Here is a 20,726-nt window from a genome sequence, read left to right on the forward strand (position 1 = left end):
GGGGGTGTGAACATCAATGGCCGGTGGTAACGCGATCCGGGGTACCCGGGTCGGTGCTGGTCCCATGGGTGAATCCGAGCGCGGCGAGTCCGCCCCTCGGCAACGGGTCTCCTACTGGTGCGCCAACGGGCACGAGTCACGCCCGTCTTTCGCTCTCGACGCCGAGAAGCCGGAGAGCTGGGACTGCCCACGCTGCGGCCTCCCGGCCGGGCTGGACGAGAAGGAGCCCCCGAAGGCTCCCCGGAACGAGCCGTACAAGACTCACCTGGCTTACGTGAAGGAACGCCGCTCGGACGCCGATGGCGAGGCGATCCTCGCTGAGGCTCTGGCCAAGCTGCGCGCCAAGCGCGAAGGCTGAGTTCGCTCTTTTGAAGAAGGCCACCCGGGTTCGTCCTGGGTGGCCTTCTTTCGTGGGATGAGGTGATACCAATGGCGCGCAGATGGCCGAAGGTGACGCTCTTTCGAGCCGCGGTCTTCACCGTGTTCATCGCCGCCATTGTCGTCGCCCACGACTGGATTCCGCGGCCGTGGAACGTCAGCATGTTTCTCGTGGCATTTGGGTTCGGCCCACAGTTGCTTGCTTGGTGGGCACGGCGAGACCAACTCAGCCCATCAGCCAAGTGGCGCGCTCGTGGGATACGCCGTTGAGCATCGACCGCATGCGTGCGCTGCTGGAGGCTATGGTCACCTCAGCGATCGAGACTGGCGGGCTGGAGGTTCGCCGCCTCAGTCCGCATCTGATGCGGATCGGCAAGGCGTGCGGGCCGGAGTTGGTTGTTCGGGTGGCCGCCGACTTGGTCATCGTGAGTGTCGATGCGAGCGACGGTATGGAAATCGACCTCGCCGACGATCGCGAGCGCGCCCAGTTCGCAGCACTGCTGGCGGCGTTCGGCAACGGCGAGTTGGAAGCGCGCGTCGGTTCCCGTGATGGGAAGTGGTACGCGATTAGGGGCGGAGCGTTCGACTATGAGTTCCCCGCCGGGCTGTTCAGTTCGATCACCTCAGGCGAGCGAATCTGGCGTCCCGTTAAATAGCTCAGCCCAGCGGCGTGGTGGGCACGGCGAGACCAATTCGGCCCGTCAGCCAAGTGGCGCGCTCGTGGGATACGCGGTCGCGGTTGACGTGTGGCCGTTTCACCTGCCGAAATCACTCAGCCGATTGTGCCGGTTGCGCAGAGTGAAATCTGTGGTCTCATGATCGGGTGACCGGCAATCGACGACCCGCGCGTATGCGGGCACTGGGTATGGAACTGGCGGCGGCCCGCGTGCGGGCCGGGAAGACGACCGTGCAGGCGGCCCGAGGAATCGGGACCTCCCCGGCAACGGTGAATCGAACCGAGAAGGCGAATCGGGTCTCGCTCCCGACCGATGTGGCGAGCCTGCTGACGCTCTACGGAATTACCGGCCCGGCCCGGCATCGGATCATGGATCTCGCCGAGAATCTTGACGCACGAGAGTGGTTGGAGACAGTCGACCGACCGCGACGCCTGCTCCCCACGCTGATTGGCTTCGAGTCGTCGGCGCGCACGGTGGTCGACTTCGACAACGCGGTGATCCCTGGCCTGCTGCAAACCCCCGCGTACCTGCGCGGCCTGCTCACCGTCGCGGGCGTCCTTGGATCGGAACAGGAGCCGTATGTGGATGCCCGGATCGACCGACAGCGGGTGCTCGCGAAGCTGGCAGGGCCTCAATACACCGCGATCATCGATGAGGCGATCTTGCGGCGGCCGTGCGGCGGATCAGAGGTGATGGTCCAGCAGATCAACTGGTTGATCGGCAGAGCACAGCTACCCCACATCAACATTCACGTCATCCCCGCCCGCCACGGAATGTATCCAAACTGGGGTCCGTATCGGTGGATGGGATTCGCTGGTGAACCGGCCGTCGTCTATGTCGAGAACAGCGGTGTGGCCGGCTTCATCGACGCCCCGGACCAAGTCGCAGGGTTCGAGTGTCGAACGGCGGCGCTGATGAGGGTCGCGCTCGGAGCGGCCGATACGGTGAATTTCCTAACGAGGTTGATGGCCGACTACGAGCGGAGCTGAAACGCGATGCACGCGGTGTGGCGGAGATCGTCGTTCAGCCAGCCAACCCAGGCCAACTGTGTTGAGGTCGCCTACTCCACCTCCGTGTCCGTACGCGACTCCAAGAACCCCGATGGCGGCACGCTGCGGCTGCCCGAATCCTCCTGGTCGCCGCGGCGCCTCGCCCACCTCGTGGGATGAGCCTCACGTCACAACTCGAATCCGCGCCGCTCTGACCTGGTAAAGCGCGCCATTCGCGCGATCATCCGCCGTTCGGGCGATTGTTCAGCCCGGTCCCGTCGGAAAGAGTTCCTACGTTTGTTGTGGCTGTGTGGGGGTCGGGGACCCGCACCATGGCTCTGGGGGCTCGGTGTCTGTTCGCCGTAGTGGCGCGCGTTCTGGTGTGCGCGGGTTGTTCGTTCGCTCGTCTGTAGTCGGCTTGTCGTTGGCGTTGATGGGGTCTTCGGTGGCCGCTATCGCGCCCGTCGCGGCGGCCGCTGTGTCGACCAAGCCTGCGTCTGTGGATGTGCGGACGTTGCCTGCGTTGCGCAGTGAGCAGGCGCGTCCGGAGAAGGTTGCCGACGTCAAGCCTGCGGCGGATTTCACGCCGTTGGAGGGTGAGCGGTCGCGTCTGGACAACCGTCGCTCGCGGGTTGTGTCGCGGTCGGCGTTCGCGGATGAGTACGTCAACCCGGACGGCACCCGGACGTTGGTGCAGTCGACGCAGCCGCGCAACATGAAGGACAGCGCGGGTGTGTGGCAGCCGATCGACGCCGGTTTGCGTGAGGAACCGTCGAGCAAGCGGCTCAAGGCGGTCCGGCACCAGTTGAACCCGTCGTTGGCCGAGTTCGCCGATGACAAGGCGTTGGTGTCGGTCGAGGTCGACGGTGTGCGGGCGTCGTTGGCGTTGGAGAACGCGGCTCGAGGCAAGCGGGCGAAGGCCAGTGGCGTGCACGCGGAGTACGCCGACGTCGCGCCCGACACGGATCTTACTTATGAGGTCACCCCGAACGCGGTGAAGGAGACCATCCGGCTGCGCAAGGCCCCGGCGCAAGGGAAGGCGTCGTGGCGGTTCCGGTTGGACACCGCTGGGTTGACTCCGTCGCTGTCCGCGGACGGTTCGGTGGCGCTGGCTGATGCCGCGGGTGCGGTGAAGATCGTGATGCCGCCGATCGAGACGTGGGATTCGTCGGAGACCGAGACGCAGGCGCCCGCGCAGACCGGCGGCACGTACGGGCTGGAGCGGGTCGGATCCGGGTGGGTCCTGACGGTGTCGGTGGACGAGGCGTGGCTGCGTGACCCGAAGCGGGTGTACCCGGTCAACATCGACCCCACGTTCTCCTACGGTCTGTCGGAGTCCTACGCGTACCGCTCTGACAGCTATTCGTGCACTGCTTGTGGTGTGAAGATCGGCAACAGCCAGGCCGCAGGCGACACGTACTTCCGCACGTTGATGCGGTTCAACTATTCGCCGGTGTTCGGACAGAACGTCGTCGGCGTTTGGCTGGACGTCGATCGGATCGGCGGCGGGTCGCCCCACCGAGCGTGGAACGCGGACTTGTGGCATGGGAACAACTTCAACTACAACGGCTTCGGCGCTCACCTGGCGTCCGCGCCGGTGGGTGATGTCGGCACTTTCAACAGCCCGGCGCTGACGGCGTTGGTGAAGAGCAGCGCCGCGGGCAACGACTACACCTATTTCATGTTGACGGGTACGGAAACCGCGGGCACGTTCACCTACAAGAACCTGAACGCGACATTGCACATCGACACCGGTTCGGCTCCTCCGGCGCCGGTTCTGGTCGCGCCGGTGGACAATTCGGTGTCGACGTCGCTGACCCCGACGCTGTCGGTGAACCCGGTGACCGACGCTGACGGTGACGCGGTGAAGTATTGCTTCACGGTGGCGACCGGCGCGGATGGCAAGTCGGGCATGGTGGTCGATTCCGGGTGCGCGACGTCGCCGAGTTGGACCGTGCCCGACGGTGTGTTGTCCGATGGTGTCGCCTATACGTGGAAGGCCTCGACCTACAGCGGCTATACCAAGACCACTGGAACCTGGACTGGGCATTTCAAGGTCGATCAGCGTATCGGCGCCCACGGACCGTCTCCTGTGGACAGTGTGGGTCCGGTGACCGTGAACCTGGCCAACGGCAACGTGTCGACCTCGGCGTCCTCGCCGACGTTCACTACCGTGGGTGGCACCGCTGGGGTGTCGCTGGCCTACAACTCGCAGCAGCCGGAGTCCAAGGGCGTGAAGGCGTCCTACTTCCACGACATCTCCCACGCCGGTTTGATCAACGACGCGATCCAGACCCCGGTGCTGGTGCGGAACGAATCTCAGATCAACGCCGACTGGGGCACCGCGTCGCCATTCCCACCAGTGCTGGGCCAAGACTGGTGGCTGGTGCGTTGGGAGGGCTTCTTCATCCCGCCGGTGACCGGCACCTACCAGTTCGCGGGTCTGCACGATGACGGTCCGGTGATCTGGATCAATGGCCAGAAGGTTTATGACGTCGCGACCCCGCGAAACTACTTGGATTGGGCTGCGGCGACCGGGGTGGCGTTGACGGCGGGCCAGGCTGTGCCGATCAAGGTCGAACTTCAGGAGATCACCAACGACGCGCGGATGAAGCTGTACACCCGCACCACCGACGGCACCACGGTCCCGTCGCAGATCGTTCCCGCTGACTGGTTGGCCACGACCGACTCCCCGGCGTTGCCCAAGGGCTGGACGTTGTCGGCTGACCTGGACGGATCCGGCGCAGGCTACACCGAGGCGAAGGTGGCCGACCAGACGATCGTGCTCACCGACGCCACGGGTGCCAAGCACACGTGGACGAAGAAGAGCGAGGGGGGCTACACGCCGCCGCAGGACGAGATCGGTGTCCTGTCGCTGAACAGCAACGGCCAGGTCACGCTGTCCGAGGGCGCGGACATCTATGTCTTCCGCCCGGACGGCAAGCTGGATTCCCAGTCCAGCGTGCAGGACTCACGCAAGCCCGCCGCGCTGCAGAACATCTACAACGGCACGCCGTCGCGCCTGGTGCAGATCAAGGACCCCGTCTCCAACCGAGCTCACACGCTGTTCTACAACCGGCCCGGCGAGGACTGCTACGGCGGCGCGAGCGTGCCCGCCGGGTTCGACGCGCTGGCGCCTGCGCAGATGCTGTGCCGGATCACGTACTGGGACAGCACCCAGACCCGCCTGTGGTACGTCGGCGGCCGCCTGGCCAGGATCGAGGACCCGGGTTCGGAGCTGACCGACTACGCCTACAACGCCGACGGACTGCTCAGTGGCGTCCGAGACAACCTGGCCGCGGACTGGGTCGCCGCCGATCCGGCCACCCGCGGCTCGGTTGCGACCAGCACGACGATCACCTACGACGGTGGCGTCAAGCCGAAGGCCACAGCCGTCACGGCGCCGGTGCCTGCTGTGGGCCAAGCACGACCGGGACACACCTACACCTACGACGTGCCCAACCGCACGACGAAGGTCAACGCGCTGGGCCTGGTCACGGCGACCGGCTGGGCCACCAAGGTCGTCTACGACGGCGCCGACCGCACACTGTCCTCCACCGACGCCACGGGTAAGACCTCGTCGCAGACGTGGAGCGTCAAGGACCAGAAGCTGACGACGACCGACCCCGCGGGCCGGGTGTCGACCACGGTCTATGACGCGCAGGATCGCCCGGTGGACTCCTACGGTCCGGCCCCGGCGTCGTGTTTCACCGGGCAGGTTCCCACTGCGGCGTGTGCGAGCACGGTGCCGAAGTCGCACACCAACTACGACGAGGGCATCAACAGCCTGTCGGTCGCCTACTACGACAACCGCCACATGCTCGGCGCCCCGAAGGCGTACACGACCAGCGTGTCGGCCGGCGCCAACATGGTGCGCGACTGGGGCAATGGCGCACCTGACCCTGCGATCCCAGCCGACAACTGGTCGGCCCGGTTCACCGGTGAGATCGAGTTCCCCAACGCGGGCACGTACACGTTGAGCCTGTGGGCTGACGACGGTGTCCGGATGTGGGTCGGCGAGCAGATGCTGATCAACGACTGGATCGAGACGGCGACCAAGCAGCGCACTGCGACTTATGTCAGCCCGTCCGCAGGTCATCGGGCGAAGGTGCGGATCGAGTACTTCGACGCCACCTACCAGGCCCTGTTCCACCTGAACTGGATTCCCCCGGGCGGAGTGGAGCAGAACATTCCGCTCAACTACCTGCACCCACGCTACGACCTGACGACCTCGACGGTGACGTCGGAGTCGGGCGGTGTCGTGGACTCGGTCGCGTCGACCTCTTTCAACGAGAACGGCCTTGACTCCACGTTCGGGTTGGCTACCAGCGCTACCACGGCGGGCCTGATCTCTCGGTCGGGCTATGAACCCGTCGGTACGGGCTTCCTGCGCAAAACATCGAAGACGATGCCTACAGGTGCCCAGACCAGCTACGTGTACTACGGCGACACCGAGGCCCGGGACAACCCGTGTACTCCGGCCGCTGATGCGGTCAACCAGGGCGGCATGGCGAAGTTGACCACCATGACCGCCCCGGCCACCGGGTCGGCTCGCACGGACGAGCAGGTCTACGACCTGTCCGGTCGCGTTGTCGCCCGCGCCACCTCGGGCGACTGGTCCTGCACAACGTATGACGCGCGGGACCGCGTGGTGACGCAGATGCTTCCGGCGAATGTGTCGGCGGGTGCGCGGACGATCACGACGAACTACGCCGTGGGCGGCGACCCGCTGACCACCTCGGTGGCGGACTACAACGGCACGGTTACCACCCAGGTCGACCTGCTCGGCCGAGTGATCGCCTACACCGACGCCAACGGCCTGCGCACCGAAACCACTTACAACCAGGCCGGGCGCGTCACCCTGGAGAAGGTCATCCCGCCGAACGCGGCCGACCCCGCCCAGGAGATGACCAACACTTACGACGACGCCGGCCGGGTGCTGACCACCAAGCTCGGCACGACGACCCTGTCGACATCGACCTACGACGCGGCGGGCGAGTTGGCGACTGTCGCCTATTCCAATGGCAGTTCGCTGTCGGCGGTCGGCAAGGACACGGCCGGTCGGGTGACCTCGCAGACGTGGAAGACCAGCGACAATGTGTCGGTGACGTCCACCGTCACTCGCACTCGCGCTGGGACCGTCATCGACGAGTCTCTTGGCGGTGTGGACGCGCGTCCGGGGGCGTCGAACTACCTGTATGACGCTGCGGGCCGGTTGACCGAGGCGTGGGTGCCCGATCACCACTTCACCTACGACTTCACCTCCACCGCTCCCGCGGCATGCCCGACCGGAACGCGCGCGAACGCCGGGCTGAACACCAACCGGGTGCGTCTGCTCGACGAGACCACTGCGGGCACTACGGAGACGGGCTACTGCTACGACTCCGCCGACCGAATCCTGGCGACAACGGGCGCGTCGGCGATCACCGGAATCCAGTACAACAGCCACGGCAGCACGACCCAGTACACGCAGGGCTCGGCGACCACGTACTTCTCCTGGGACAGCGCGGACCGCAACATCGCCATCCGCACCACCGGCGCCGACCCCGCCGACGTCGCCTACACCCGCGACGCCACCGACCGCATCACCCGCCGCCAAGCAACCTCCGGTGACACGGTCACCGACATCCGCTACGGCTTTACCGGCAGCGGGGACTCGGCCGAGTACGCGATGAACGGGGCGGACAAGAAGCTGCTGACCCGCAGCATCTCGCTGCCTGGTGGCGTGCTCTACACCTGGAAGCCGATCGCGGCGGACCAGACCTGGGACCACCCGACAGTCCGCGGTGACTTGTGCCTGACGACCGTGCCGAATGGAATCCAGACCGGCCCTTGGCGGGTCTACGGACCCTATGGCGAGGCTGTCACTGGGCAGACGGCCACGGAGGGCATGCCTGACAATCAGCCTGGCCAGATGGACTATGGCTGGCTGGGGCAGCACCAACGCCCGCAGGAACACGCAGGGGCACTCTCCATCATCCAGATGGGCGCACGTCCTTACAGTCCTGCCCTCGGTCGCTTCCTCTCCGTCGACCCCGTCGATGGCGGCAGTTCCAATGACTATGACTACGTCTACGCTGACCCGATCAACACTGTTGACATCGATGGTCGTTGCCCGATGTGCATACCTCTTCTGTTTGCGGCTGTGCGTGCGGCTGGTCCATGGATAGTGCGTACAGCAATCCCGTGGATCACCCGGACTGCCCTTCCTTGGGCTGGACGCCTACTTCTGCGAGGCGGTCGCGCTTTGGTGGGCCGCGTCACACGCGTAGTTCGCGGTGGTAGCTGGCGATCAGCAATGAGCAGTGCTGCCAAATACGGAAAGGGTGCGGCTAAATTTAGCACCGGGTACGGCGCGACCTGTCTTACGGTCAAGAGTGTAATCGACAAGAATAATAGCAGGGGAGACTCGTATAGTGACGCTTGGGCTTGTATGAGGCCGACATCGGCAAAGTGGTTTGATTAGGGTGGAATAACAATGGCTCGAGGTAGGTTCCTGCATGCTGTCGGCGTTCTGAGCTGCGGGCTTTTTGTTGGATTGATTGGGTTGATTTCAGCCAGCGCGCTCGGATGGGTTCCGATGGAACTGGCAAGGGCTGGTGAGCCTGTTCTTTCTGTCCCGTTTTCTTTGTGTGTAATCTTGTATGTGACACTCGGGCGTCAGTACGTCCTCCCGTCGAAGACCTCGTCCGATGTTTCGGCGCGTGGCGCGTCCGCCTTATTTGGTCAGGCGGGTGTGGCTTGCATTATTGCCACGCTTGTTTATAACCTGGCCGGGGTGGCTTTTGACGAAGGTGACACCCCAACTTGGTTTGACGAAGTTGGTCGATGGATATTCGTTTGCTTTGCTATTTGCTTCACGGGCTATATAGCGTCTAGTCTCGTTTCTTGGCGGGTTGCGCGCCGTTCCGGTGAGGCGAGGAGTTAGGCGACTGCAGGTTATGCCTTGGGCCCGTATTTGGCGGCGAGTTTAGGTGGCGTTGCTGCACCGCCCAAACTCGCCGCTTGCGCGTATGGGAGGTTCTGCGCCGCAAGTCCGTGCGCCCGATGGTTCGCTGACTAAGTTCGCGACCCATCTTGCATTTGAGGATGTGCGTTAGTGTTTGAAGGTGTGCGAATTGGTCGAGTGTCAGCCATTCGGTTCCTGGTCGCAAAATGGATCGCATGGCAGAAGCGAGGGCTGGGCTTGCGGACGCATGCTGAGATGGCTCCCATCCTTACGAGAGTGGAGATCATCCCGAGACCTGGACTTCTGAGCTATTTCTATGCATCGGTGAGGTCGCCACCGACCTCGGCTCGCGATCGAACCGCTGGCTCATCCCCCTCGACCTGGCGTGTCGCCGATGATCTCCCCGCCATTCCTAGGCTCGTGGCGACCAGCGGCATCGCGGTCTGGCGGTGACTAGCCCAGCGGATACGTCGCGCGGACGCGGAAGCCGCCGTCTCGGGTGGGGCCGGAGTCGAAGGTGCCGCCGAGTAGGCAGGCGCGTTCCTGGAGGCCAACCAAGCCGTGGCCGCCGGAGGGCAGGCCAGCTGACTGGACGCGGGAAGGGCCGTTGCGGACCTCCACCAGCAGAACCCCCGCCGCGACCTGCACCCGAACCGAGGTAGAAGACCCAGCCGCGTGCTTGCGCACGTTAGTCAGAGCCTCCTGCACAGTCCGATAAGCAGCCCGGGAAACCGGCGCAGGCAGCTGCTCAGGTGAAGCATCCATAGCCAGCTTCACCGACACATCGCACCCGTGTACCAAAGTCGAGATGTCCTCAAGCCCTGGCTGGTAGTCATCCTCATCCCCACCAGACCGCAGCACCCCGACAAGCTCCCGCAACTCCTCCAAAGTCCGAGTGCTCAGAGCCCGAATAGTCTCCGCGGCCTCACGAGTCTCATCACTGACATCGCCGACCTTCAACGCCCCAGCCTGCATGGCGATCAGCGTGACCTGGTGAGACACCACGTCATGCATCTCCCGGGCCAGCTTGGCCCGCTCCGCCGAACGCACAGTCTGAGCATGAAGCCGCTGCTCCCGAGCCCGCGACCGCGCCAACTGCCGAATCCGAGTCGACAGCTCCTGCCGCACCGTGATCAGCATGCCGATAGCGATCGGCATCCCCGCCACGAGCACGCCGTACAACGCGTCCAGGAAGTGTTCGCGCCAAGTCAGGGCCAGGAAGTCTTCCCAGGGCCATAGGACGAAGCGGCACAGGGCGACCAAGAGGGCGCCAACCAGCGTCCGCCAGTTCAAGAGATACCGCTTGGCCACAGTGCCCAAGGCGATCATGGCCGCTAGCTGGGACCAGCCGACGAAGAAGCCGGGGACCGTGACCAGCACGGCGATGAAGGGGAAGTGCCTGCGCAGGGGCATCGCGAGGATGGCGATCCAGGACAGCCAGATCGAGTACGTCGGCGCGTCCTCGGGGACGACCAGCCAGACATCCAACACCGCGATGATGACGGCGGCCACGTCCGAGGCGATGCCGCGTACCCGCTGGTCGGCCCACAGCGGGGCCAGCCGCACGGGGACGTGCAGGCGCTGGCTGGGTCGGGGCGCGGGAACGGAAGCGGTGTCCTGGGGGACGACCGTGTTGGCGACCAGAATGTCACCTCCGCTGAGTCGACGACGATCCTCGGTGGGTTCGCGCAGCTCAGGATAGTCATGCTCGGCCGCGCGCTGCTCCGGGACGCCCTCCGGGGTTGTAGCATTCTTGCGGTTCGAGCCTGTGCGGCGGGGTCGGTGTGGCACGGATCGCCTTTCTGCCTGCGACCAGCCTCAGGTGCTCGTCACCCTGGAGGAGTCTGACCTCGTCTTTCAGGGACGGCGAGCCGCTCATTTCTGTGCGACAGCAAATCGCCGGCCAGGGAGGGAGGTGGAGGGTGCGCACGCTGATCATCGATAACTATGACTCCTTCACCTATAACCTCTACCAGGCTTTGGCCTCGATCGAGGGCGGTCGGCCAACTGTTGTCCGAAATGACGAAGACTGGGATCTCGGCGGGCTCGTCGACTTCGACAACGTGGTCATCTCACCCGGCCCCGGACACCCCGCGATCCACCGCGACATCGGGCTGAGCCGGGCCGTCCTCGCCGCCGCCCGACAGCCGCTGCTCGGGGTGTGTCTCGGCCACCAAGGGCTCTGCCTGCTCGCGGGCGCCCAAGTCGTGCACGCTCCCGAGGTGCGCCACGGGCGCCTCTCCGCGGTCCACCACGACGGCCGGGAGCTCTTCGCGGGCATCCCCTCGCCGATGCGCGTGGTCCGCTACCACTCGCTGGCCGTGGCTGATCTGCCCGCCGAGCTCGAAGCCACCGCCTGGGCCGACGACGGGGTCCTCATGGGGGTCCGCCACCGGGAGCGGCCCGCGTGGGGGGTGCAGTTCCACCCCGAGTCGATCTGCACCGAGCACGGCGACACGCTGTTGGCCAACTTCGCCGACCTGACCCGCCGCTGGTGGGCCGAGCACCCCCGCGAGACCGTGGTCGCCGCGAAGGTGCCCACCGCCCACCACCCCGCCGCGCCCGCCGCCAAGCGGGTCCACGTCGAGCGGCTGACGGTGGCGGTCACCGCCGAAGAGGTGTTCGACGCGCTCTTCCGGCACCAGACGCACGCGTTCTGGCTCGACAGCGCGGCGGGCGGCCGGTTCTCGATCATGGGCGACGCCTCCGGGCCATCCGCGCGGGTCGCCTCGGCCGACGTGTGGACCGGGCAGGTCACCGTGACCGCCCAGACCGGGGTCGAGGTCGTCCAAGAGGACTTCCTGGCCTGGCTCGACGCCGACATCGCCCGCAACCGGGTCGACGCGCCCGACCTGCCTTTCGACTTCGCCCTGGGCTGGGTCGGCTACCTCGGCTACGAGCTCAAAGCCGAGTGCGGCGGCGACCGCGTCCACCACTCGCCTGATCCCGACGCGCAGTTCGTCTTCGCCGACCGGGCGCTGGTGTTCGACCACGCGACCGGCGAGCTGTATCTGCTGGCCTTCGACGAACCCTGGCTGGCCGAGACCGCCACCCGGCTCACCGCCCTCGAACCCCAGGCCCGGCCCGTCGTGCGCGGGGTCGAGGCGGGCAGGCTGTCCCCGCGCCACGACCGGGCCGCGTACCTGGCGATGATCGAGGAATGCCAGGCCCGTATCGATGAGGGTGAGACCTACGAGGTCTGCCTGACGAACATGCTCACCGCGGGCGCGACGGTCGACGTCTGGGAGACCTACCGCTACCTGCGCCGCGCCAGCCCGGCCCCGTTCGGCGCGCTGCTGCGCTTCGGCGACTTGGCGGTGCTGAGCACCTCGCCCGAGCGGTTCCTGTCGGTGACGGCCGCGGGCCAGGTCGAGTCGCGCCCGATCAAGGGCACCCGCCCGCGCGGCCGGACACCGGAGGAGGACGAGGCGCTGCGCCACGACCTGGCCACCGACGAGAAAGACCGCGCCGAGAACCTGATGATCGTCGACCTCGTGCGCAACGACCTCGGGGTCTACGCCGAGGTCGGCTCCGTGCACGTGCCCGCGCTGTTCGAGGTCGAGTCCTACGCGACGGTCCACCAGTTGGTCAGCACGGTCCGCGCCCAGTTGGCCGAGGGCGTCTCGGCGGTCCGCTGCGTCCGCGCCGCGTTCCCCGGCGGGTCGATGACGGGCGCGCCGAAGATCCGCACGATGGAGATCATCGACCAGCTCGAACGCGGCCCGCGCGGGGTCTACTCCGGTGTCCTCGGCTACTTCTCCCTGACCGGCGCGGCGAACCTCAGCATGGTCATCCGGACCCTGGTGGTGCGTCCCGGCGCGGTGTCGTTCGGCGTCGGCGGCGCGGTCATCGCCCTGTCGGACCCGGCGGGGGAGTACGAGGAGACCGCGGTCAAGGCGACCGTGATGCTCACCCTGCTGGGCGCCGAGTTCCCGGGCCGGGTGCGGACGGGCTGAGCGTTCCACCAGGCGTCACCCGGCGGCCATGGTCAGTCCCCCTGCGGTTGCCACTATCGCGAGTATGACCAGATCCTCAGTGCGTGCGGGAGCCGCGGCGATCGCCGCGCTCGCTTGCATCGTCACGCCCGGCGCGGCGACCGCCGCCCCGCAGCACCCCCGCGAGTTCGACCTGCAGGCCCACCGCGGCGGCCTCGGCCTGCGCGTCGAGAGCAGCCTCAGCTCCTTCGGCAACGCGCTGCGGCTGGGGGTGACCACGCTCGAACTCGACGTCCAGATCACCGAGGACGGCCAGGCGATGGTGACCCACGACCGCAAGGTCGACGCCCGCAAGTGCCGTGACACCGCGCCCGCGACCGCCGGGGACCCGGAGTTCCCCTATGTCGGCAAGTACGTCCACACCCTGACCTTCGCCCAGGTGCGCACCCTGGACTGTGGCTCCGTCGGCCTGGCCGACCGCCCCGGCCAGCTCCTCGCGCCCGGCGCGCGGATGCCGCTGCTGCGCGAGGTGTTCGCGCTGGTCAAGCGCTACGGCGCCGACGTGCGGTTCAACATCGAGACCAAGGTCGAGGCGGGCGCCCCGGAGCAGACCGCGCCGCGTGAGCAGTTCGTCCAGATCACCGCGCGCGAGATCGCGGCGGCGGGTGTCGAGCGCCGGGTCAGCATCCAGAGCTTCGACTGGGGTGCCCTGATCCGCATGCGCGAGGTCGCGCCCCGGCTGCCACTGGTCGCGCTGACCAACTACGACTTCCTGCAGACCGGCCAGCCCGGCAAGTCGCCGTGGCTCGGCGGGCTCGACATCGACGACTTCGGCGGCGACCCGATCAAGGCCGTCAAGTCCTTCGGCGCGTCGGCGTTCTCGCCGGTGCACGGCTTCCCGCAGGGCGGCTCGGTCGTCGACCCCGGCTACCGGCCGTACGTCACCAAGGCCATGGTCGACCACGCGCACCGCAACGGCATCAAAGTCATCCCGTGGACGGTCAACGACGTGCCGACCATGGGCAAGCTCATCGATGACGGCGTGGACGGCCTGATCACCGACTACCCGGACCGCCTGCGGACCCTGCTCGGTGAGCGCGGCTTCAAGCTGCCTCGCGCCTACGCGTCGCCGCTGGACGTGCAGGGTCACCGCGGCGCGCGGTCTGTGCGTCCGGAGAACACGCTGGCCGCGTTCCGCTACGCGCTGGCCAACCCCGATGTGTCCACTTTGGAGCTCGACACCGGGGTCACCGAGGACGGCAAGGTCGTGGTGATCCACGACCGCACCGTCAACGGCTCGCACTGTGTCGACACCGCTCCGGCCACCGCGGGCGACCCGGAGTTCCCCTATGTCGGCAAGCGGATCCACGACCTGACGCTGGCGCAGGTCAAGACCATCGACTGCGGCTCCAAGACGCTGCCCGACTTCCCGAAGCAGCAGGCCGCCCCCGGCGAGCGCGTCCCGACGCTGTCCCAGGTGTTCGACGCGGTGCGCGCGAGCGGCCGGTCGGACGTCCGGCTCAACATCGAGACCAAGATCAGCCCGACGGCCGACGACACCGCGCCGTACGACGTGTTCACCCGCGCGGTGGTCGGCGAGATCGCCCGCGCTGGCTTCACCAAGCGCAGCACGCTGCAGTCGTTCGACTGGCGCACGATCATGCTGGCCCGCAAGCTCGACCCGCGCCTGGAGACCGTCGCGCTGGTCTGGCAGTACGGCCCGGCCGAGTGCGCGGCCCTGGCCGACGAGTGCTCGCTGCAGGCCGTCTACGGCGACCCGTCGGTGAAGAGCCCGTGGACCGGCGGGCTGGACTGGTGGAAGCACCAGGACCTCGCCAAGCTCGTCCGCCAGTCCGGCGCGACCACGGTGTCGTCGAACTGGCAGGTGCACGACCCGGCCCAGCCGACCGTCGCCCACAGCGACTGGTACCTGCGGCAGAGCCCGGCGTACTACCACGGCCCGGACGTGGCCACGTTGCGGCGCAAGGGATTGAAGGTCGTCCCGTACACCGTGAACGACGAGCCCACGATGCAGCGCGTCATCGACCTCGGTGTCGACGGCGTTATCAGCGACGACCCTGACCTGCTGATCAAGGTGGCCGTCCGCAACGGCCTGCGCTGAGTTGACGGTGGGGGCCGCGGAAAGCGGCCCCCACCGGTCAGCTGAACAGGATTACCAGCCCGATGCCGACCAGCACGACCGGCAGCACGAGATGCCCCCAGCGGGACAGCACCTTCGCCACCACGGGATGGCCCGCGAGGAACCAGCCCAGGGCGCACCACACGGCCGTGCCGATGAGGAACACCACGATGTACCCGGTCATGCCGCCGACACCCGCCACGGCGAACACCGGTACGTAGACGCCGATGTTGTCGCCGCCGTTGGCGAACGTCACCGCCGCGACCTGCCAGAGGCCCGCCGCCGGGGCGGGCTCGTCGTCGCCGCCGCGCCACAGTGCCCACGCCGCTTTGAGTCCGAGCGCGAGCGGCAGCAGACCGAGGTAGCGGATCGCCGACTCGGGTAGCAGGCCCGCGCCCAGGGCGCCGAGCACCGACACCGCGAGGATGGCGGCGAACCCGAGGAACTGGCCCGCCACGACCCGGGCCGCCGCGGCGCGGTTCCGGCCGGTCTGGCCGAAGAACACCGCGAGCAGCACCAGGTCGTCGATGTTGGTCACCGCGAACATGCCCGCGGCTTGAGCGACTTGCGTCAAGAAAGCGGGGGAGCGAACACGTTCGGCACCTTCGCCGCGGCGGGCTTGTCCAGCAGCCACAGCGTGCGTCGGATACCCCGCGCGCCCGCGGCCGGAAGCTGGACCTCACCGGCCCCGCCGAGCGCCATGGCGACCGCGGCCGCCTTGGACTCGCCGGTCGTCATCAGCCAGACCTCCGCCGACCGGCGGGCGGTCGCCAGCGTCATGCTGACCCGCGTCGGCGGCGGCTTCGGGCAGTTTCGCACGGCCACGACGGTCCGCTCGGTCTCATAGACCGCGGGCGCGCCGGGGAACACCGAAAGCGTGTGCCCCTCCTCGCCCACGCCGAGCAGGCAGACGTCGAACGTCGGCACCGGGCCGTGGTCCTCCGGGCCTGCCTTGCGGGCCAACAGGTCCGCGTAGTCGGCGGCCGCCGCGTCCGGGTCGTCGCCGAAGGGGCCGTCCGAGGGGGCCATGGCGTGGACGCGGTCGGGGGAGACCGGCACGTGGTCGAGCAGGGCCGCGCGGGCCTGGGTCTCGTTGCGGTCCGGGTGGCCCGACGGGAGGAACCGCTCGTCGCCCCAGTAGAGGTCGACGCGGCTCCAGTCGACGGCGTCGCGGGCCGGGGCGGCGCGCAGCTGTTCCAGGACCATGATCCCGGTGCGGCCACCCGTCAGCACCACCGACGCGTGGCCGCGCGCGGCCTGGGCGTCGACCATGCGGGTGACGAGACGGGCCGCCGTGGCGGCCGCGAGTAAGCCGGGGGCCGAGTAGACGACCACCTGGGGACGACTCATGACGCCGCCTTCGTGCTCTTGGCCGATGCCGCGGTCGACTTCGATGCGGTCGCCTTGCGTTTCGGCGCGGTCTTGGCAGTGGTCTTGGCAGCGGTCGACTTCGTCGCCACCGTCTTCGCCGAGCTTGGCTTGGGCGGGCTCGCCTTGGCCGACGAGGCAGGCGTCGCCTTCGCGGCGGCGGGCTTGGCGGTGGCGGGCTTGGCGGCGGAGGCCGCGGTCGCCCGGCCGCGGGTGACCTTCGCGAGGCCCTTCAGCGTGGCCTCGTAGATCTCGTCCGGGTCGAGCCTGCGCAGCTCCTCCGACAGGCAGTCCCGCACCTCACGCCGCTGCAAAGCCACGCGACGAGCGGGCTGGCCGGGCTGGGTGAGCGTGCCGACCTTGCCGTCCGGCCGGTCCAGCACCACCGTCCCGGACCTCCGCGCCAGCTCGACGTGCACGATGCCCGTGCCCGCGGTCGTCTTCACCCGCTTCACCGGCACCTTGAGGAACGTCGCCAGCCACGCCGCGAGCAGGTCCGTCGACGGCGAGTCCGCCGCCCCGCTGACCGACGCCGCGGTGACCTTCTCGTGTGGCGGCAGGTCCAGCGACGCCGCGAGCACCGCGCGCCACAGGGTCAGCCGGGTCCAGGCAAGGTCGGTGTCGCCCGCGGCGTACTGCTTCTGCCGCGTCTCCAGCGCCTTGCCCGGGTTGCGGTCGGCGGCCGAGTCGGTGATGCGGCGCTGCGCGAGCTTGCCGATCGGGTCGTCGGCGGGCTTGGCGGGCGCCTCGAACGGCCACCACGCCACCACCGGCGCGTCCGGCAGCAGCAGCGGGATCACGCAGCTGGCGCCTTCATCGGCCAAGGGGCCGTAGAGGCGCAGCACGATGACCTCGCTGGCACCCGCGTCGCCGCCCACCCGGATCTGGGCGTCGAGGCGGGCGGCGGCCTTGCGGGCGCCGCGGGCCACCACGATCACCCGGCACGGGTGTTCCCGGCTGGCGTCGTTGGCCGCGTCGATGGCGTCCTCGGTGCGCTCTCCGTCGTCGGTGACGATCACCAGCGTCAGCACCCGGCCGAGGGTCGTGGCGCCACCCTGCTCGCGCATGTGCACGAGCTTGGTGTTGACCTGGGAGGTCGTCGTCGATGGCAGATCGATGATCAAGGCCGCCTCCACTGGCGTCCGGTCCGGGAGAGCATCTTGTCGGCCGAGTGCGGCCCCCACGTGCCCGCCGGGTAGCCCTCCGGCTTGCCCGCCGTCTTCCAGAACTTCAGCACCGGCTCCAGGATCTGCCAGGACAGCTCGACCTCCTGGTTGACCGGGAACAGCGACGGCTCGCCGAGCAGCACGTCGAGGATGAGTCGCTCGTAGGCCTCGGGCGAGGACTCGGTGAACGCGTGGCCGTAGGAGAAGTCCATCGACACGTCGCGGACCTCCATCGTGGTCCCCGGCACCTTCGAGCCGAACCGCATCGTGACGCCCTCGTCCGGCTGCACGCGCACGACCAGGGCGTTCTGCCCCAGCTCCTCGGTCGACGTGTCGTCGAACGGCAGGTGCGGCGCGCGCTTGAACACCACGGCGATCTCGGTGACCCGCCGCCCGAGCCGCTTGCCCGTGCGCAGGTAGAACGGCACCCCGGCCCAGCGGCGCGTGTTCACCTCCAGGGTGATCGCGGCGTAGGTCTCGGTGGTCGAGGTCTTCGCGAAGCCCTCTTCCTGCAGCAGGCCGAGCACCTTCTGCCCGCCCTGCCAGCCGCCGAGGTACTGCCCGCGCGCGGTGGTCTCGGCGAACGGGCCGACCGGCTTGGTCGCCTCCAGCACCTTGATCTTCTCGGTGCGCAGCGCGCTCGGGTTGAAGGAGACCGGCTCCTCCATCGCGGTCAGCGCGAGCAGCTGCAGCAGGTGGTTCTGGATGACGTCGCGGGCGGCGCCGATGCCGTCGTAGTAGCCCGCGCGGCCGCCGAGGCCGATGTCCTCGGCCATGGTGATCTGCACGTGGTCGACGTAGTTGGCGTTCCAGATCGGCTCGAACAGCTGGTTGGCGAAGCGCAGCGCCAACAGGTTCTGCACGGTCTCCTTGCCGAGGTAGTGGTCGATGCGGAACACCGACTCCTCGGGGAAGACCTCGTTGACGACCTTGTTCAGCGCCACCGCGGAGGCCAGGTCGTGCCCGAACGGCTTCTCGATGACGACCCGCCGCCAGTTCTCCGGAGAGTCCGGGGTGGCCAGGCCGGAGCGGGCGAGCTGCTTGGTCACGATGGGGAACGCGCCCGGCGGGATGGAGAAGTAGAACGCGTGGTTGCCGCCGGTGCCGCGCTCCTCGTCGAGCTGCTTGATCGTCGCGACGAGGTTGTCGAAGGCCGCGTCGTCGTCGAACGTGCCCGACACGAACCGGAAGCCCTCGGCCAGCCGGTCCCACACCGCCTCGCGGAACGGCGTGCGCGCGTGCTGCTTGACCGCCTCGTAGACGACCTGGCCGAAGTCCTGGTCGGCCCAGTCGCGGCGCGCGAAGCCGACCAGGGAGAAGCCCGGCGGCAGCAGGCCCCGGTTGGCCAGGTCGTAGATCGCGGGCATCAGCTTCTTGCGCGAAAGGTCACCGGTCACGCCGAAGATCACCAGGCCGCACGGCCCGGCGATGCGCGGCAGCCGCTTGTCCCGCTCGTCGCGCAGCGGGTTCGTCCACGTCCGGGTCACCGGCTCACCTCGGTGAGCACGTTGACGAGGTGGGCCAGGCCGGCGGCGCGGTCGGTGAAGTGCAGGCGCAGCACGGGCCTGCCGTGCTCGATGAGCACCTGGCCGTCGCCGAGCGCCTGCGCGCGCTGGAGCACACCCAGCGTGTACGGGCGCTCCGGCACCTCCAGGTCGTTCTCCACCACGCCGGTGATCTGCAGGAACACGCCGTTCTGGTGGCCGCCCTTGTGGTACTGGCCGGTCGAGTGCAGGAACCGCGGGCCCCAGCCGAACGTGGTCTGCAGGCCGCCGCGGCGCGCCAGCTCCGACCGCAGCAACACGGCGGAGGCGTCGTCGAGCCGGTCGAGATAAGCCTGGATGGACACGTAGCCGAACTCCGGGGCCGCCTCGACCAGCGCGGTCAGCGCACCAGCAAGCGAGTCGGTGCCTTCCGGCAGCCAGCCCTCGGACGCGTAGACCTCGATCGGACCGTCCACAAGGGACGGCTTGGTGGTGTCATCGCCCTGGGGCGCGTCCAGCAGCGCGCGGGCCGCCTTCTTGGCCGCCTCGACGTCGGGCTGGTCGAACGGGTTGATGCCCAGCAGCCTGCCGACGACCGCGGTCGCGTACTCCCACAGCAGGAACTGGCCGCCCAGGCTGCCCGACACCGAGATCGCGCCGCCGTCCGGGCCGACGCCGATGGTGGTGGCGTCCTCGCCCGCGTCGGCGAACCCGGGGGAGTCGGCCTTGTCCACGACGACCGGCAGCAGGCCGGTGCCGTTCTTGCCGGTCGACTCCGCCACGAGCTGCTCGGCCCAGTCGCCGAAGCCCGCGATGCCGGACCCGGTGTCGGCGATGACGATCTTCTCCGCGCCGCGCGCGTGCGCCCCGCCGAGCGCCGACGCCAGCACGAGCGCCGGGTTGTCGGGGCTGTCGGCGCTGAGCACCTTGGCGGCCTCGGCCGCGTCGTCGAGCAGCGCGGCCACGTCGGCGCCCGCGAGGCCGGAGGGGACGAGGCCGAACGCGGTCAGCGCCGAGTAGCGGCCGCCGACGTTCGGGTCGGCGCGGAACACCTTGCGGTAGCCCGCCTCGACCGACGCGGCCTCCATCGGCGAACCCGGGTCGGTGACCACGACGATCCGCGACGCGGCGTCGATGCCCTCCGCGGCAAACGCGGCGGCGAAGATCCGGCGGTGGCTGTCGGTCTCCACAGTGGACCCCGACTTGGACGACACCACGAGCACGGTTCGCGAAAGATCACCCGCGAGGGCGTCGGCCACCTGGCCGGGATCGGTCGTGTCGAGCACGACCAGCGGCACTCCCGCGGTGCCGGTGATGACCTCGGGCGCCAGCGACGAGCCGCCCATGCCCGCGAGCACGACCCGGTCGACGCCCTCCGCGCGGAGTTCTGCGCGGAGGGCGTCGATCTCGGCGAGCAGCGGGCGCGAGGTCTCGTGCAGCGTCGTCCAGGACAGCCGGATGGCCGACTCGGACTCCGCCTCGGGACCCCACAGCGTCGGGTCCTGCGCCGCGAGCTTCGAGGCCACCTCGTCGTCCACCAGCAATTGGACGAGCGGAGCGGCTTCCTCGGTGAGCCGCTGGTCGTTGATGGTTACTGCGACGGTCTCTCCGGGGTTTGCCACGGTGGCCTCTCTACTAAG

At 68.2% G+C, this 20,726-nt stretch carries 12 protein-coding genes and 2 pseudogenes; 8 read left to right on the plus strand and 6 right to left on the minus strand.

The window, feature by feature from the left end:
• Positions 1–16 precede the first annotated feature (16 nt).
• The 5 genes from ACSHT8_RS01290 (at position 17) to ACSHT8_RS01310 (ending at position 8,510) form a co-directional block, all read left to right on the plus strand.
• On the plus strand, positions 17–358 hold the full coding sequence (locus ACSHT8_RS01290) for an RNA polymerase-binding protein RbpA (RefSeq protein ID WP_436496874.1): 342 nt from the start codon (positions 17–19) through the stop codon (positions 356–358).
• A 301-nt stretch (positions 359–659) separates the two neighbouring features.
• Positions 660–1,034 (plus strand): hypothetical protein, encoded by a 375-nt coding sequence (locus ACSHT8_RS01295; protein ID WP_436496876.1) that lies wholly within the window; start codon positions 660–662, stop codon positions 1,032–1,034.
• Between the two features lie 167 nt (positions 1,035–1,201).
• Complete coding sequence (locus ACSHT8_RS01300; RefSeq protein ID WP_436496878.1) at positions 1,202–2,044, plus strand: helix-turn-helix domain-containing protein; 843 nt, start codon at positions 1,202–1,204, stop codon at positions 2,042–2,044.
• Between the two features lie 6 nt (positions 2,045–2,050).
• Entirely contained in the window at positions 2,051–2,224 is a 174-nt protein-coding gene (locus tag ACSHT8_RS01305) for a DUF397 domain-containing protein (protein ID WP_436496880.1), read from the plus strand.
• Between the two features lie 265 nt (positions 2,225–2,489).
• Complete coding sequence (locus tag ACSHT8_RS01310; protein WP_436496882.1) at positions 2,490–8,510, plus strand: PA14 domain-containing protein; 6,021 nt, start codon at positions 2,490–2,492, stop codon at positions 8,508–8,510.
• Between the two features lie 936 nt (positions 8,511–9,446).
• Here the strand turns inward: ACSHT8_RS01310 and ACSHT8_RS01315 are convergent.
• Entirely contained in the window at positions 9,447–10,553 is a 1,107-nt protein-coding gene (locus ACSHT8_RS01315; protein WP_436501959.1) for a sensor histidine kinase, read from the minus strand.
• A gap of 362 nt (positions 10,554–10,915) precedes the next feature.
• On the opposite strand from ACSHT8_RS01315, the gene pabB reads away from it, so the two are divergent.
• The 3 genes and pseudogenes from pabB to ACSHT8_RS01330 form a co-directional block, all read left to right on the plus strand.
• On the plus strand, positions 10,916–12,949 hold the full coding sequence (gene pabB, locus ACSHT8_RS01320) for an aminodeoxychorismate synthase component I (RefSeq protein WP_436496884.1): 2,034 nt from the start codon (positions 10,916–10,918) through the stop codon (positions 12,947–12,949).
• Between the two features lie 64 nt (positions 12,950–13,013).
• Positions 13,014–14,051, plus strand: a pseudogene (locus tag ACSHT8_RS01325) (glycerophosphodiester phosphodiesterase family protein); the annotation flags it as partial.
• A 36-nt stretch (positions 14,052–14,087) separates the two neighbouring features.
• Positions 14,088–15,050 (plus strand): annotated as a pseudogene (locus ACSHT8_RS01330) (glycerophosphodiester phosphodiesterase family protein); the annotation flags it as partial.
• Between the two features lie 37 nt (positions 15,051–15,087).
• Here ACSHT8_RS01330 and ACSHT8_RS01335 read toward each other — a convergent pair.
• The 5 genes from ACSHT8_RS01335 to ACSHT8_RS01355 are packed head-to-tail and all read right to left on the minus strand — an operon-like array spanning position 15,088 to position 20,708.
• Positions 15,088–15,615: a cadmium resistance transporter gene (locus tag ACSHT8_RS01335; RefSeq protein ID WP_436501960.1), complete on the minus strand. Its 528-nt coding sequence runs from the start codon at positions 15,613–15,615 to the stop codon at positions 15,088–15,090.
• Positions 15,616–15,638: 23 nt separating this feature from the next.
• Complete coding sequence (gene pgl, locus ACSHT8_RS01340; protein WP_436496886.1) at positions 15,639–16,418, minus strand: 6-phosphogluconolactonase; 780 nt, start codon at positions 16,416–16,418, stop codon at positions 15,639–15,641.
• Entirely contained in the window at positions 16,415–17,560 is a 1,146-nt protein-coding gene (gene opcA, locus ACSHT8_RS01345; RefSeq protein WP_436496888.1) for a glucose-6-phosphate dehydrogenase assembly protein OpcA, read from the minus strand. The genes pgl and opcA overlap by 4 nt, the downstream gene beginning before the upstream one ends.
• Positions 17,557–19,089 (minus strand): glucose-6-phosphate dehydrogenase, encoded by a 1,533-nt coding sequence (zwf, locus tag ACSHT8_RS01350; protein ID WP_436496890.1) that lies wholly within the window; start codon positions 19,087–19,089, stop codon positions 17,557–17,559. The genes opcA and zwf overlap by 4 nt, the downstream gene beginning before the upstream one ends.
• Entirely contained in the window at positions 19,086–20,708 is a 1,623-nt protein-coding gene (locus ACSHT8_RS01355) for a glucose-6-phosphate isomerase (protein WP_436496892.1), read from the minus strand. Before ACSHT8_RS01355 ends, zwf begins: the two co-directional genes overlap by 4 nt.
• Between the last annotated feature and the right edge of the window lie 18 nt (positions 20,709–20,726).

The organism is Actinokineospora sp. HUAS TT18 (assembly GCF_051364635.1).
Lineage (GTDB): Bacteria > Actinomycetota > Actinomycetes > Mycobacteriales > Pseudonocardiaceae > Actinokineospora.